Below are 14375 nucleotides of genomic sequence, written 5' to 3'. Positions count from 1 at the left end.
AATACTGACAAACAACAAACCCTGACAAGTATCACTACTAATCAGAATCAATCATATTGCCGAAACCACACACCAACCACCCCCGAAGAGGCGACCAGCGCAAAACAGTCACAACAATCTATATGCATGACACACTGTTGAGTTCTCAAGAATCAGACGCTCTCGCGCTTCGCCAGCCTCTCGGCCAGGTCTGTCGCGGGGCAACCTGTGAAACCTTACCCGTGCTGTTTCCCCTCGTCAACTCGGCGTGACCGCCATGTCTTGAAGCTGTTCAACACTGGTGCCCGGACGTAGATCTACCCCGTTTTTGCGTCCGATCCGTGTGGATCCTCAGCTGAGGTTTTCCGCGTCCTGCGGCGAAACGGAACATTACCCCCATGGGTCCCCCGGGTTGCAAATCGGGGGGGCCTTTGAGCTTCCTGGAGGGTGGTTTCACGCTCAAATGAGCGTGAAACGGAGCTCCTGGGACCTCGCGCGGAGGTCGGTCAACTGCTCGCGAACCCGGGCCGGCGCCGTACCGCCGCGGCCATCGCGGGACGCCACGGAACCTTCGACAGTCAGCACATTGCGGACTGTGGGCGTCAACGACGGCGAGATGGCGGCGAACTGGTCGTCCGTCAACTCGTCGAGTTCGATGCCGAGTTCTTCGCAACGCCGCACACACGCGCCGGCAACCTCGTGGGCGATCCGGAACGCAACGCCCTCCCGCACCAGCCACTCGGCGATGTCGGTCGCCAGCGAGAAACCCTGCGGGGCGAGGGCAGCCATCCGCTCGGTGTTGAACACCAGGGTCGCGATCTGGCCGGTGAACGCCGGCAGCAGGACCTCGAGGGTGTCGACCGAGTCGAACACCGGCTCCTTGTCCTCCTGGAGGTCGCGGTTGTAGGCCAGCGGCAGTGCCTTGAGTGTGGTCAGCAACCCCGTGAGGTTTCCGACCAGCCGCCCTGCCTTGCCCCGTGCCAACTCCGAGATGTCGGGGTTCTTCTTCTGCGGCATGATGCTCGACCCCGTGGACCAGGAGTCGTGCAAGGTCACGAAGTCGAACTCCCTGGTGGCCCAGAGGATCACTTCCTCGGCGATCCGGCTGACGTCGATGCCGGTCTGCGCGGTCACGTAGGCGAACTCCGCAACGAAGTCGCGAGAGGCCGTCCCGTCGATCGAGTTGGCCGTGGAGCTGGTGAACCCGAGTTCACGCGCCACGAGCTCGGGGTCGAGTCCGAGGCTCTGCCCAGCCAACGCTCCGGATCCGTACGGCGAGTCCCCCGCCGTACGACGACGCCAGTCCCCCAGACGTTCGACATCGCGCAGTAGGGCCCAGGCGTGGGCCAGCAGGTGGTGCGACAAGAGCACCGGTTGGGCGTGCTGCAGGTGCGTCCGCCCCGGCATGATCGCCGGGACCTCGCCGAGGTGGGCGTCGGCCTGCGTCGCGAGAGCATCGACCAGGTCGAGGATCAGGCGACCGACCGCGACCGAGTGGTCGAGCAGATAACACCGGAAGAGTGTGGCGATCTGGTCGTTGCGCGAGCGGCCGGCACGGAGCCGACCACCGACGTCGGCGCCGACCTCGTCGATCAGCAGCCGTTCGAGCGCACCATGCACGTCCTCATCGGACGGATCGGGCTGCAACGAGCCGTCAGAGAAGCGGGCAGCGAGTGCGTCCAGTCCGCGATGCAGCTCAGCCTCGTCGTCCGGCGTCAGCAAGCCCGCAGCGCCCAGTGCCTTGGCGTGCGCGTGCGAGCCGGCAATGTCGTAGAGCCCGAGCCGCCAGTCGAAGTGCGTCGAGCGCGACAGCGCGTCGAGCTCCGGCGAGGGGCCGCCGGCAAACCGGCCACCCCAGAGCTTGCCCGTGTTGGTCTCGCCGCTCATGTGGTTCCTCCCCGGACGTGCGCGATCGCCGTCCGCATCTGCTCCATCAGCCGCGGGTCAACCGCGCGGCCGTCGTCTGCCAGGTCCTCCGGTGTCCACCAACGCGCCTCGAAGATCGATTGCGACTCGAGCACGTCGAGTCCCTCAAAGCTGACCGGCGTCTCGTCGAGGGCGACGGCAAACAGGGTGGAGTCGTTCACGTAGTCGCGCCCGTCCCAGGCAAACTCCACCTCGAAGGTGCCGAAGGGTTCGCCGAGATCCGCCGCCGGGACGTCGATACCCGTCTCCTCACGCAGCTCGCGCGCACCGGCCTCCGCGAGGGACTCCCCCGAGTCGACCGCGCCACCGATGGTGAACCAGTAGCGGACGTCCGGAAGCGCAGGGTCGCAGCCGAGCAGCAACAGCACCTTGCTGTCGCTGCTCACCGGCAGCACTCGCGCCACCGTGCGACGAGTCGGTTCCGCGTGCATCAGTCGGTTCCGGACTCCATCGCGACATCCTCGAGGATCGCTTCCGCTTCCAGGCCACCGTCGGGGTTCGCGGTGATCTGGTCGTAGCCGCCGGGCGGCAGCTCGCCGAAGAGCGTGCCGTTCTCGACCAGTACCTGGCCCTGATCCAGCGGCTGTGCGGCGTACAACTCCAGCTTGGCGCGGGAGTCGGCGATGTCGAGATTGCGCATCGTCAGCTGGCCGATCCGGTCCGTCGGACCGAACGCGGCGTTCTCGACACGTTCCATCGACAGCTTCTCGGGGTGGTACGAGAAGTTCGAACCCTCGGTCTTGACGATCGTGTAGTCGTCGCCACGGCGCAGGCGCAGCGTGACCGTGCCGTTGACCAGCGAGGCGATCCAGCGCTGGATGGATTCCCGGAGCATGAGGGCCTGCGGGTCGAGCCAGCGGCCTTCGTAGAGCAGGCGACCGAGCTTGCGGCCCTCGAGGTGGTAGTTGGACAGCGTGTCCTCGTTGTGGACCGCGTTCAGCAGGCGCTCGTAGGCAGCGAACAGCAACGCCATGCCGGGGGCTTCGTAGATGCCCCGCGACTTGGCCTCGATGATCCGGTTCTCGATCTGGTCGGACATGCCGAGGCCGTGGCGGCCACCAATGACATTCGCTTCCATGACGAGGGCCACCGGGTCGTCGTGCCGACGGCCGTTGAGGGCCACCGGGCGTCCGGCCTCGAAGGTGACCGCGACGTCCTCGGTCTCGATGGCGACGGACGGGTCCCAGAACTTCACGCCCATGATCGGCTCGACGATCTCGAGCGAGACGTCGAGGTGCTCGAGAGTCTTGGCCTCGTGGGTGGCGCCCCAGATGTTGGCGTCGGTGGAGTACGCCTTCTCGGTCGAGTCGCGGTAGGGCAGGCCGTGGGCGACCAGCCACTCACTCATCTCGTGGCGACCGCCGAGTTCGGTGACGAAGTCAGCGTCGAGCCACGGCTTGTAGATCCGCAGTTCGGGGTTCGCCAACAGGCCGTAGCGGTAGAACCGCTCGATGTCGTTGCCCTTGTACGTCGACCCGTCGCCCCAGATGTTGACGTCGTCGGCCTGCATCGCCCGCACCAGCATGGTGCCGGTCACGGCACGGCCGAGCGGCGTCGTGTTGAAGTACGCCTTCGCACCGGAGCGGATGTGGAACGCACCGCAGGCAAGAGCGGCGAGACCTTCCTCGACCAGTTGCGACTTGATGTCGACGATGCGGGCGATCTCGGCGCCGTACTGCCGGGCACGGTCCGGCACACCGGCGATGTCCGGCTCGTCCGGCTGCCCGATGTCAGCGGTGTAGGTGCAGGGCACGGCGCCCTTGTCGCGCATCCACGCAACGGCGACGGAGGTGTCGAGGCCGCCGGAGAAGGCGATGCCGACGCGCTCTCCCACGGGGAGGGAGGTCAGGACCTTGCTCAACTGTCGTTCCTTTCGGGCTCCGTGCGCTCTGCAAGGGAGGTGAATCGGTGAGCCAGTGCTGCTCCCCCGGCGGGGTCGCGGCCGATGACCAGGACGGTGTCGTCGCCGGCGATCGTGCCGAGCACGTCGTGGTCGGCGCCGACTTCGGCCTTGTCGATGGCACTGGCGAGGAACTGCGCGGCCCCGGGAGGGGTGCGCAGGACAACAAGATTGGCGCTGGCCTCGGCACTGACGAGGAGCTCGGCGCACAGGCGGGAGAGGCGCTGGTGGGCTGCCCCGCTCTCGGCGGACACCGGTGTCCGGTCGCCGCCCTCCGCCGGTACGGCGTACACGAGGTTGCCGGACGCGGCCCGGACCTTGATCGCATCGACCTCCACGAGGTCGCGGCTCAGCGTCGCCTGCGTGACGTGCACGCCACGACCACCGAGCAGGTCGGCGAGTTCGGGTTGCGAACGCACCTCGCGGCTCTCCAACAGCTCGACGATCAACGCCAGCCGAGCGTTCTTGGTCAGCGGGGTCAGGGCGTGCTCACTCATGGGACGCTCCCAGCCGGGCGGGGTCCTGGAGCCAGGCCATCACGGCCTTCTGCGCGTGACGGCGGTTCTCCGCCTCGTCCCACACCACGCTCTGTGGTCCGTCGATGACGTCGGCGGCGATCTCGGAACCGCGGTACGCCGGCAGGCAGTGCAGCACGATCGCGTCCGCGCTGGCATGGGCGACGAGTTCGGGGGTGACGGCGTAGGGACCGAACACCGCCCGCCGGGCGTCCGCCTCGGCCTCCTTGCCCATCGAGATCCACGTGTCGGTGACGACCACATCCGCTCCAGCGACTGCCTTCACGGGATCGGTCTCTGCCGTTGCCGAGCCACCCGTGGTCGCTGCGATCTCGTTCGCGCGGGCGAACATCGCCTCGTCGGGGACGTAGCCGTCGGGTCCGCTGATCCGGACGTGCATCCCCGCCGTCGCGCCGGCGAGCAACCAGGAGTTGCCCATGTTGCAGGCGCCGTCGCCGAGGAAGGCGACGGTCAGGCCGGCCAGTGCTCCCTTGTGTTCCTGCACGGTCAGCAGGTCGGCGAGCAACTGGCAGGGGTGGAAGTCGTCGGTCAGCGCGTTGATGACGGGCACGTCGGACATCGCCGCCATCTCGTCGAGGCTCGACTGCGCGTAGGTGCGCCACACGATCTGCGAAGCCTGGCGGCCGAGCACCCGGGCCACGTCAGCGATCGACTCCCGCTTGCCGATCCCCGCGAGACCCCCGTCGACGAGCATCGGGTTGCCGCCGAGTTCGGCGATGCCTGCGGAGAAGGAGGCCTGCGTGCGCAGCGTGGCCTTGTCGAAGATCATCGCCACCGTGCGCGGACCGGCGAGCGGCTTGTGGTCGTACGGCGCCGCCTTGAGCGTCGCCGCGAGGGCCAGCACCTCGGCCTGCTCGGCCGGGGTCAGGTCGTCGTCACGCAGGAAGGAACGGGTCACAGCGAGACCCCCGCGGTGTCGACGCCAGCGTTGTTCAAGATGGCAGCCCAGGCAGCGAGGAACGAATCGGCGTCGGCCTCGGTGAGCACCAGCGGCGGAGCCATCCGGATCCGCTCGGGCGTTGCCGCGTTGATGATGAAGCCGGCGTCCTGCGCGGCCGCGGCCACCTCTGCTGCCTTGGGCTCGACGAGGGTCAGTCCCACGAGCAGGCCGGCGCCGCGGGTCTCGATGACCCGGGCATCGGTGGCCAGTCCCTCGCGCAGTCGGGCACCCATGGCCCTCGCATGCGCGAGCAGGCCGTCGGACTCGATCACGTCGAGCACCGCCAGGGCGGCTGCTGCGGCGACCGGGTTGCCACCGAACGTGGTGCCGTGGTTGCCCGGGTCGAACAGCTTGGCCGAGCCGTGCGTGGCGATGCAGGCGCCGATCGGGATGCCGCCGGCCAGGCCCTTGGCCAGCGTGACGATGTCGGGCACGACGGGTGCGTCCACGAGGTCGGGGTGCTGGTGGGCGAACCAGGCGCCTGTCCGGCCGACACCGGTCTGGATCTCGTCGAGCCAGAGCAGTGCGCCGTTCTCGTGCGCGATCCGCTGCGCAGAGGGCAGGTAGTCACGGGACGGCACCATCACGCCGGCTTCGCCCTGGATCGGCTCGATCAGGACAGCGGCGGTCTGGTCATCGACCACCGCTTCGAGGGCGGCCACGTCGCCGTACTCGACGAAGACGACGTCGCCGGGCAACGGCTCGAAGGGCTCGCGGTAGGCAGCCTTCGACGTGAGGGCGAGCGCGCCCATCGTGCGGCCGTGGAAGGAACCGGTGGTCGCGACGATCTTGGTCCGGCCGGTGCGACGGGTCAGCTTGAAGGCCGCCTCGTTCGCCTCGGCACCGGAGTTGGTGAAGAAGACGCGGGTCTCGACAGGCTCGACCAGCGGGTTCTGCAACAGGGCGCCGAGCCGTTCGGCGAGGGTGATCTGCGGGCCGCTCGCGAAGAAGTTGGAGATGTGGCCGAGCGTCTGGAGTTGCTCGGTGACGGCGGCGACCAGCCGCGGGTGGGCGTGGCCGAGGGCGTTGACGGCGATGCCGCCGAGCAGGTCGACGTACTCCCTGCCGTCGGCGTCCCAGACATGCGCACCTTCACCGCGGGTGAGGACGAGTTTCGGCGGGCCGAAGGTGTTCATCAGCGCGCCGGCGTACCGCTCGGTCCACTCGGCCTGACTCTGGGGCGTGCTCATGACTGGTTCTCCCGGGCCTTGCGAGTCTTGGTGGTCACGCCGGGCAGCACCTGGGTGCCGATGCCTTCGTCGGTGAACAGTTCGAGGAGTACGGCGTGCGCCTGGCGCCCGTCGACGACGGTGGCCCGCTTCACTCCCCCACGCACGGCCTGCAGGCAGGCGTCCATCTTCGGGATCATCCCGCTCGCCAGCGTCGGCAGCAGTTCCTCGAGGGCTTCGGGGCTGATCTCGCCGATCACCTCGTCGGGGTTGGGCCAGTTCAGGTACAGCCCCTCGACGTCGGTGAGGACGAGCAGCTTCTCGGCACCGAGCGCAGCAGCCAGCGCGGCCGCGGCCGAGTCGGCGTTGACGTTGTGGATGACACCGTCGATGTCGGGCGCGACGCTGGAGACCACGGGAATCCGCCCAGCCTCGATCAGGTCGAGGACGGCCTCGGGCCGCACCTTCGCGACCTCACCGACCAGGCCGAGGTCGACCTCTTCGCCATCGACGATCGTGCCGGTCTGTTCGGCCGTGAAGAGGCCGGCGTCCTCGCCGGACAGGCCGACGGCCAGCGGACCGTGCTCGTTGATCAGGCCGACCAGCTCGCGCTGGACCTGGCCGACGAGGACCATCCGGACGACGTCCATCGCCTCGGGCGTGGTGACCCGCAGGCCGCCGCGGAACTCGGACTTGATGCCGAGCCGGTCGAGCATCAGCGAGATCTGCGGCCCGCCGCCGTGGACGACGACGGGGCGGAACCCGGCGAAGCGCAGGAACGCGATGTCCTCGGCGAAGGCACGCTTGAGGGTGTCGTCGGTCATGGCGTTGCCGCCGTACTTCACCACGACGATCTTGCCGTGGTACGCCTTCAGCCACGGGAGGGCACCCGCGAGCGTGGCGGCCTTGAACGGATCGGCGGCCGGGGGCCGCACCTCGTCGGTGTTCGACATCTTCTGGTCCTCGGTCATGAGCTGTACGCGCTGTTCTCGTGGACGTAGGCGTGGGTGAGGTCGTTGGTCCACACCGTCGCTTCGGCGTCGCCGAACTTCAGGTCGATCGTGACGGTGACCGCCCGGGGCGCGAGGTCGACGAGGTCGCGACTCTCGCCGGGGCCGCTGTTGCGGCACACCCACACGTCGTTGATCGCGACGTCGAGGTTGGCCGGGTCGAAGGCCGCGGTCGTCGTACCGACGGACGCGAGGACGCGCCCCCAGTTGGCGTCCTTGCCGAAAACGGCCGCCTTGAACAGGTTGCTCCGGGCCACGCTCCGGCCGACCTCGACGGCTTCGTCCTCGGTCGCGGCGCCGAGCGTCGTGATCGTGATCTCGTGGTCCGCGCCCTCGGCGTCGGCCAGCAACTGCTTCGCGAGCGACGTGCACACCTCGGTGAGCGCGGCAGTGAAGACATCGAGCGACGGCGTGACGCCGGAGGCACCGCTGGCCATCACGGTCACGGTGTCGTTGGTGGACTGGCAACCGTCGGAGTCGAGCCGGTCGAAGCTCACCCGGGCGGCCGCACGGAGAGCAGCGTCCAGATCCGCAGCCGGTACGACGGCATCGGTCGTGATGACGACGAGCATCGTCGCGAGCGCGGGAGCGAGCATCCCGGCACCCTTCGCCATGCCACCGATCGACCAGGCAGCGTCAGGCCCCTGGACCACGACCTGCTTGCTGACGGTGTCGGTCGTCATGATCGCCTCGGCCGCATCGTTGCCACCCTCGGCCGAGAGTTGGCCGTGGATGGTGTTGACGCCAGCGAGAAGCACGTCGCGGTCGTTGGCCAGACCGATCAGGCCGGTCGAGCAGACGACGACGTCGATCGCGCCGATGCCCAGCAGGGTGCCGACTTCCTCAGCAACCCGGTGGGTGGTGACGAAACCCTCCGGGCCGGTGTAGCAGTTGGCGCCACCGGAGTTCAGGACCACCGCGCGAACGGTGCCGTCCTGGACGGCCTGTTCACTCCACAGGACCGGGTTGGCCTTGCAGCGGTTGCTGGTGAAGACAGAGGCGGAGTCGAAGGTGGGGCCCTGGTTGACGACGAGGGCGAGGTCCTTCTTGCCGGTGGACTTGATGCCGACGGCAGCACCGGCGGCAACGAAGCCGGCGGGGTGGGTGACGCTCATGGTGATGACCTTTGCAGGATGTGCGATTACTTGGCAGGGACGGCGAGGGCAACGGTGTGCCCCGATCGTCGCCACGCCTCTTCGGCGCGGTTGGCCTGCGAGGCCGGCACGAGGATCCAGTCGGTGTCGAACGTCGAGAGGGTGAAGACGCTGATGCCGTCTTCGGCGAGCGGCGTCAGGAGCGCGACCAGGACGCCGGCGAGGCCGAAGTCGAGCGGACCGTTGACGCTGAACGCGGTGAACGGCTTCTCGTGCCGCGCCTTCTTCGGGACGCTGCGCCCCGCGCAGACCAGCGAGGTCTCCGACGCGGTCGCAGTGATGGAGAAGATCGAGGACGACTCGGCCCACTCCGGGATCTCGGCTCCGGCGGGAAGGCGGACGACCGCGAGGGTCTCGGGGAACCTCGAGATGCCGTACGACGTCGCGGGGGTCGGCTCGGTCGCTTCGGTCTGCTCGGTCATGGTGCCAGTCCTACCGTCGTGAGGCCCGTGGTCTCGTCGAGTCCGAGGGCGAGGTTCATGCACTGCACGGCGGCGCCGGCAGTGCCCTTCGCAAGATTGTCGATCGCACCGACGGCCACGAGCCGGCCGGCCACCGGATCAACGGTGACCTGGATGTGGACGGCGTTGGAGCCGAGCACCGACTGGGTCTGCGGCCACTGGCCGGCGGGCAGGACGTGGACGAAGGGCTCGTCGGCGTACGCCTTCAGATACGTCGCATGGGCCTCTTCGGCGCTGACCTCGCGCGCCAGCGGCGCCGAACAGGTGGCGAGGATGCCCCGCGACATCGGAACCAGGAGCGGCGTGAAGCTCACCTTGACCGCAGCCGGTCCACCGGGGATCAACTTGCCGAGGTTCTGCGTGATCTCCGGGGTGTGCCGGTGGACACCGCCGACGCCGTACGCACTGGCGTTGCCCATCACCTCGCTGCCGAGCAGGTGCGTCTTCGCGGCCTTGCCGGCACCACTGGTTCCGGAGGCAGCCACGACGACCACGTCGGGAGTCACCAACCCTGCGGCAACTGCCGGGGCGAGCGTCAGGGACGAAATGGTCGGGTAGCAGCCGGGTACGGCGACCCGCCGTGCGCCACGGAGGGCGTCACGGTTGCCGGGGATCTCCGGCAATCCGTAGGGCCAGGTGCCCGCGTGCGGGGAGCCGTAGAACCGCTCCCAGTCCGCGGCGTCCTCGAGCCGGAAGTCGGCTCCGCAGTCGACCACCACGACGTCGGCGTCAGCGGCCGAGAGTTCTTCGGCGATCGCGCCGGACTGGCCGTGGGGCAGGCCGAGGAAGACGACGTCGTGGCCGGCCAGCACCTCGGCGGTCGTCGGTTCCAGGATCCGGTCGGCCAGGGGCAGCAGGTGCGGCTGCAACGAGCCGAGGGTCTCCCCCGCGTTGCTGCCCGCGGTGAGCGCGCCGATCTCGACGTCGGGGTGGCCGAGCAGGAGGCGCAAGACCTCGCCGCCGGCGTACCCACTGGCGCCTGCAACGGCGACCCGTACCTTCGTCATGTGCATGAATATACACAGTCATGCATGAAAAGGTGCATGGGGCGCGTCAGTTCACCGCTGGACTGCTCCGGTGCGCTCGTTCGCGGCAGTCACCGCGGCCGTGCGGGCGGCGCTGGTCTCGGCCTCGGTCAAGGTGCGGTCAGGAGCGCGGAACCGCAGCGCGAAGGCCAGCGACTTGTGACCCGCACCGATCTGCTCGCCGGTGTAGACGTCGAAGAGCCGAACCGACTCGAGCAGCTCTCCCGCACCCTCGCGCAGGGCTGCCTCGACCTCCGCGACGGTCACCGATTCCTCGACGACCAGGGCGACGTCTTCCTTGGCGACCGGCATGGTCGAGAACGTCGGACCGGGCGTGACGTCCGGGGCCGCGGCCATGAGCGCATCCAGGTCGATCTCCAGGGCCGCGCTCCGCGGCGGCAGTCCGAAGGCCTTGCAGACCGAGGGGTGCAGTTCGCCGGCGTGGCCGAGTTCGACCTCGTCGATCGTGATCAGGGCGCATCGCCCCGGGTGCCACGGCATCCGGGCGGCTGCGTTGACGTCGATGCAGACACCGATCTCGTCGGCGAGGCGGCGGACCACGGCCAGGGCATCGGCCCAGGTGGCCTCAACTCCGGCACCCCACCAGCCCGAACGCGTCCGCTCCCCCGCGAGGACGACGGCGAGGTGCTGCGGTTGCACCGGCAGGGCCTCGAGGAGCTTCTCGAGCTCGGCCTCGGACGGACGGGCGTGCACGCCGTAGATCGGCGCGGGGCCGTTGTCGGAGGGGAACGCGACGGTGCCGGTCTCGAAGAGCGCAACGCTCGACGATCCACGGCCCACGTTGCGGCCGGCCGCGTCGAGCAGGCCGGGCAGCAGGGTGGTGGTGTAGCCCGGCTCCTCGCTGGAGATGGGGTTCGCGAGCCCGACGGTCGCGCGCAGCGGGTCGTCGGACGACAGCCCCAACTTGTCGAAGGTGGCCTCCCCGACGAACGGGAAGCTCACCACCTCCACGCAGCCGGCACCGGCGAGGGTGCGGCCGACCTGGCGGCGCAGGCGCTGGGTGCGGGTCAGGCCACGGCCCGTTGCCCGGCGCGGCAGCACGCTGGGCACCTGGTCGTAGCCGACGATCCGGACGACTTCCTCGACCAGGTCGTAGGGCTCGTTGACGTCGGGGCGCCAACTGGGGCCGGTGACCTCGATGGTGTCCGCGCCGTGCTCGGTGACCACGGCGCCGATGGCACGGAGGTGCTCAACGGTGGTCATCGCCGAGATGTCGATGCCGCTGAGACGAGCCGGCAGATCGGTGGCGATCTGGATGCTGGGACGCTCCGGGGCCGAGCCGACGAGGGTGAAGCCGGGCTCGGCCGTCGCGCCGCCGTACTCGACGAGGAGCTCGACGACCCGGTCGGCAGCTGCAGCCGGGAGCAACGGGTCGACGCCGCGCTCGAAGCGCTTGGACGCCTCGGACGGGAGCTTGTGCCGCTTCTGCGCCCGGAAGATCGTGGTCGGGTCGAAGTGGGCGGCCTCGATCACGATCGCAGTGGTCGTGTCGCTGATCTCGGAGTCCGCGCCGCCCATGACGCCGGCGATGCCGATCGGTCCGTTGTCGTCGGCGATGACCAGGTCCTCGACGGTCAGCTCCCGCACGACGTCATCGAGGGTGGTGATCTTCTCGCCGGCGTTCGCGCGGCGGGCCCGGATCGGACCGGCCAGCTTCTCCCGGTCGTAGCAGTGGGTCGGCTGTCCGAGCTCGACCATGACGTAGTTGGAGACGTCGACCGCGAGGGAGATCGAACGCATGCCGTACTGCTCAAGGCGACGCTTGATGAAGTCCGGCGACGCAGCAGCCGGGTCGAATCCAGTGACCACACGGGTCGTGAACACGGGGCACCCGGCCGGGTCTTCGATGACGACCGGGTAGGCCTTGCCGTCGACCTCGGGCACCGCACGCTCGGCCGGATCGGTGAACGGCAGGCCGAAGCCCAGGGCGGCCTCGCGAGCGACGCCGCGCAGGGAGAGCGCGTAGGCACGGTCGGGGTTGATCTCGAACTCGATGACCTCTTCGCCGAGGCCGAGCAGGTCGAAGGCGTTGTCACCGGGAGCACCGGCGTCGGCGGGCAGCACGATGATGCCGTCGTGGTCGTCGGACAGTCCGAGCTCGGCAGCGGAGCAGATCATGCCGGCCGAGAGGTGCCCGTAGGTCTTGCGCTCGCTGATCGCGAAACCGCCGGGCAGCACGCCGCCGGGCAGTACGACGACCACGAGGTCGCCGGGCTCGAAGTTGTGGGCGCCGCAGACAATTCCTTGTGGCTCACCCGAGCCGTTGGCGGCACCGACGTCGACGGTGCACCAGTTGATGACCTTGCCGTTCTTCTGCGGCTCGGGGTCACGGGTCAGCACGCGGCCGATCACCAGCGGACCCTGGATGTCCGCGCCCGCGGCGTGGATGCCTTCGAGCTTGAGCCCGAGGGCCGTCAGGCGGTCGGTGAGGATCTCCGTCGTGACGTCGGCCGGCAGGTCGACGAGTTCGCGGATCCAGGAGACAGGCGCCTTCACAATTCGCTCCCAAAAGCAGTGGTGAACCGGATGTCGCCCTCGAAGAGGGTGCGCAGGTCCTCGAGACCGTGACGGAACATCAGGGTGCGGTCGATGCCCATGCCGAACGCGAAGCCGGAGTACTTGCTCGAGTCGATGCCGCAGGCCTGCAGCACCTTGGGGTTGACGATGCCGCAGCCGCCCCACTCGATCCAGCCCTCGCCGCGACAGGTGCGGCAAGCGTCGGAATCGACACCCCTGCACACGAAACAGATCAGGTCGACCTCGGCCGACGGCTCGGTGAAGGGGAAGTACGACGGCCGGAACCGGGTCGTGATCCCGTCGCCGAACATCTGGGCGGCGAAGTGATCGAGCGTGCCCTTGAGGTGCGCCATCGAGATGTCCTTGTCGATGGCGAGGCCCTCGACCTGGTGGAACATCGGCGAGTGCGTGGCGTCGTACTCATCGGTGCGGAAGACCCGGCCCGGACACACGACGTAGATCGGCGCCTCGTCGGTCACACCGCGAGTGAGCATGGTGCGTGCCTGGACAGGACTGGTGTGGGTGCGCAGCACGAGGTGGTTGTCGGCGGGCGACGTCCAGAACGTGTCCTGCATGGTGCGGGCCGGGTGGTCCGGGCCGAGGTTGAGGGCATCGAAGTTGAGCCACTCGGCCTCGATGACCGGGCCTTCAGCGACCTCCCAGCCCATCGCGACGAAGATGTCGGCGATCAGTTCGGCACCGGTCGTCAGAGGGTGTCGGGCGCCCACAGGGTCACGATCGGTCGGAAGCGTGACGTCGACGGCCTCGTCGACGAGGATGCGGGCTTCGTTCTCGACCTCGAGCACGCCCTGGCGCGCAGCAAGGGCCTGGTTGACCGCGCCGCGCGCCTGGCCGATCCGCTGGCCGGCCTCCTTGCGGGCCTGGGGCGGCAGCGCACCGATCTCCCGGTTGGCGAGGGCCAGCGGCGAACGGTCACCGGCGTGCTCGCTGCGCACCACCTTCAACGCCTCGAGATCAGGGGCAGCAGCGATCGCGGCGAGAGCGGCGTCGCGCGCAGCCTCGAGCTCGGCAGGGCTCACGGCGGCGACCTCCACGGGGTCAAAGTCAGTGTTCGGTCCAGACATCAGGGGGCAAGTCTAGGAACCGGGGGTGCTCCACCGCGAACCGGTAACGCTTATGGGAACTGATCGGCGATGGCGGTGAGGCGTGCGACGTAGCCCGGCCAGTCGAACTCGCCCGGGATGTTGGTCGCCCCGGGGAGCATTCCGGCGGCCCCGTCGATCCCTTCACGCAGCACGTCGGCCTGGCCGGCATGGCGGGCGATGTCGCTCATCACGTGGATCGCGATCCGGTGCAGCGACGTGGTCGCCCGCTCCTCGGGCCACCACGGCACCCGGCCCAGTGTGTCGAGAGCCAACTCGTCGAAGGCCGCGTCAGCGAAGTCCCCGACGCGGCGGTGGAAGTCGAGAAGATCGGCCGTGCTGATCTCGGCGGGGACCCACCAGTCGGCCTGCGGATCGTCGTCGTAGACGTCGAGGGTGAGGTACGCGGGGTCGTCGGTGTCCGGCCATGCGCGTCCGAAGGTGGGACCGAAGTAGCCGATCTCGACATTGGCGCAATGCAGGACGATGCCGAGCAGGTTGGTGCCGGTCGGCGTGCGCGGCAGCCGCACCTCTCGTTCGGTGAGGCCCTCCAGCTTCCAGACCAGGCTCTCCCGGGCCCGACCCAGATAGGTCCGCAACGCGTCGGCAGGCTGACTCAGATCGACCATTCCGT

Annotated in this window: 13 protein-coding genes; all 13 read right to left on the bottom strand. The window is 68.8% G+C overall.

Features of this window, described 5'->3' with window-relative positions:
• Positions 1–438: 438 nt before the first annotated feature.
• Genes argH through HRC28_RS14060 form a run of 13 tightly spaced genes read right to left on the bottom strand, consistent with a single transcriptional unit; the run spans position 439 to position 14370 of the window.
• Positions 439–1866 carry an argininosuccinate lyase gene (gene argH, locus HRC28_RS14120; RefSeq protein ID WP_182376138.1) on the bottom strand — a complete coding sequence of 476 codons (1428 nt, stop codon included), beginning with the start codon at positions 1864–1866 and terminating at the stop codon, positions 439–441.
• Complete coding sequence (locus HRC28_RS14115; RefSeq protein ID WP_182376137.1) at positions 1863–2336, bottom strand: NUDIX domain-containing protein; 474 nt, start codon at positions 2334–2336, stop codon at positions 1863–1865. The genes argH and HRC28_RS14115 overlap by 4 nt, the downstream gene beginning before the upstream one ends.
• On the bottom strand, positions 2336–3766 hold the full coding sequence (gene argG / locus HRC28_RS14110; protein WP_182376136.1) for an argininosuccinate synthase: 1431 nt from the start codon (positions 3764–3766) through the stop codon (positions 2336–2338). The genes HRC28_RS14115 and argG overlap by 1 nt, the downstream gene beginning before the upstream one ends.
• The gene (locus HRC28_RS14105) at positions 3763–4302 is read right to left on the bottom strand and encodes an arginine repressor (protein WP_182376135.1); all 540 of its coding nucleotides are present in this window, start codon (positions 4300–4302) and stop codon (positions 3763–3765) included. Before HRC28_RS14105 ends, argG begins: the two co-directional genes overlap by 4 nt.
• Positions 4295–5239: an ornithine carbamoyltransferase gene (gene argF, locus HRC28_RS14100; RefSeq protein ID WP_182376134.1), complete on the bottom strand. Its 945-nt coding sequence runs from the start codon at positions 5237–5239 to the stop codon at positions 4295–4297. Before argF ends, HRC28_RS14105 begins: the two co-directional genes overlap by 8 nt.
• Positions 5236–6471, bottom strand: coding sequence for an acetylornithine transaminase (locus HRC28_RS14095; RefSeq protein WP_182376133.1), 1236 nt, complete (start codon positions 6469–6471; stop codon positions 5236–5238). The genes argF and HRC28_RS14095 overlap by 4 nt, the downstream gene beginning before the upstream one ends.
• A complete protein-coding gene (argB, locus tag HRC28_RS14090; protein WP_237111488.1) occupies positions 6468–7403 on the bottom strand; it encodes an acetylglutamate kinase in 936 nt (311 codons plus the stop codon). The genes HRC28_RS14095 and argB overlap by 4 nt, the downstream gene beginning before the upstream one ends.
• Positions 7404–7417: 14 nt before the next feature.
• Positions 7418–8575 (bottom strand): bifunctional glutamate N-acetyltransferase/amino-acid acetyltransferase ArgJ, encoded by a 1158-nt coding sequence (gene argJ, locus HRC28_RS14085; RefSeq protein ID WP_182376131.1) that lies wholly within the window; start codon positions 8573–8575, stop codon positions 7418–7420.
• 26 nt (positions 8576–8601) lie between these two features.
• Positions 8602–9036 carry an ACT domain-containing protein gene (locus HRC28_RS14080; protein WP_182376130.1) on the bottom strand — a complete coding sequence of 145 codons (435 nt, stop codon included), beginning with the start codon at positions 9034–9036 and terminating at the stop codon, positions 8602–8604.
• Complete coding sequence (argC, locus tag HRC28_RS14075) at positions 9033–10082, bottom strand: N-acetyl-gamma-glutamyl-phosphate reductase (RefSeq protein ID WP_182376129.1); 1050 nt, start codon at positions 10080–10082, stop codon at positions 9033–9035. Before argC ends, HRC28_RS14080 begins: the two co-directional genes overlap by 4 nt.
• A gap of 51 nt (positions 10083–10133) precedes the next feature.
• Positions 10134–12617: a phenylalanine--tRNA ligase subunit beta gene (gene pheT / locus HRC28_RS14070; protein WP_182376128.1), complete on the bottom strand. Its 2484-nt coding sequence runs from the start codon at positions 12615–12617 to the stop codon at positions 10134–10136.
• Positions 12614–13723: a phenylalanine--tRNA ligase subunit alpha gene (gene pheS / locus HRC28_RS14065; RefSeq protein WP_182376127.1), complete on the bottom strand. Its 1110-nt coding sequence runs from the start codon at positions 13721–13723 to the stop codon at positions 12614–12616. Before pheS ends, pheT begins: the two co-directional genes overlap by 4 nt.
• 50 nt (positions 13724–13773) lie before the next feature.
• Entirely contained in the window at positions 13774–14370 is a 597-nt protein-coding gene (locus HRC28_RS14060; RefSeq protein WP_182376126.1) for a DinB family protein, read from the bottom strand.
• Positions 14371–14375 lie beyond the last annotated feature (5 nt).

This window comes from Nocardioides sp. WS12 (assembly GCF_014108865.1).
Classification (GTDB): domain Bacteria; phylum Actinomycetota; class Actinomycetes; order Propionibacteriales; family Nocardioidaceae; genus Nocardioides.
Note: the sequence above shows the minus strand (reverse complement) of the source record. Positions and strands in the feature narration are given on the sequence as shown.

Bases quoted from the DNA above. Each gene is read 5' to 3' on its own strand.
- argB (WP_237111488.1), bottom strand. From the start codon at position 7,403: ATGTCGAACACCGACGAGGTGCGGCCCCCGGCCGCCGATCCGTTCAAG.
- HRC28_RS14105 (WP_182376135.1), bottom strand. From the start codon at position 4,302: ATGAGTGAGCACGCCCTGACCCCGCTGACCAAGAACGCTCGGCTGGCG.
- HRC28_RS14095 (WP_182376133.1), bottom strand. From the start codon at position 6,471: ATGAGCACGCCCCAGAGTCAGGCCGAGTGGACCGAGCGGTACGCCGGC.
- argJ (WP_182376131.1), bottom strand. From the start codon at position 8,575: ATGAGCGTCACCCACCCCGCCGGCTTCGTTGCCGCCGGTGCTGCCGTC.
- HRC28_RS14080 (WP_182376130.1), bottom strand. From the start codon at position 9,036: ATGACCGAGCAGACCGAAGCGACCGAGCCGACCCCCGCGACGTCGTAC.
- pheS (WP_182376127.1), bottom strand. From the start codon at position 13,723: ATGTCTGGACCGAACACTGACTTTGACCCCGTGGAGGTCGCCGCCGTG.
- argH (WP_182376138.1), bottom strand. From the start codon at position 1,866: ATGAGCGGCGAGACCAACACGGGCAAGCTCTGGGGTGGCCGGTTTGCC.
- argC (WP_182376129.1), bottom strand. From the start codon at position 10,082: ATGACGAAGGTACGGGTCGCCGTTGCAGGCGCCAGTGGGTACGCCGGC.
- HRC28_RS14060 (WP_182376126.1), bottom strand. From the start codon at position 14,370: ATGGTCGATCTGAGTCAGCCTGCCGACGCGTTGCGGACCTATCTGGGT.
- HRC28_RS14115 (WP_182376137.1), bottom strand. From the start codon at position 2,336: ATGCACGCGGAACCGACTCGTCGCACGGTGGCGCGAGTGCTGCCGGTG.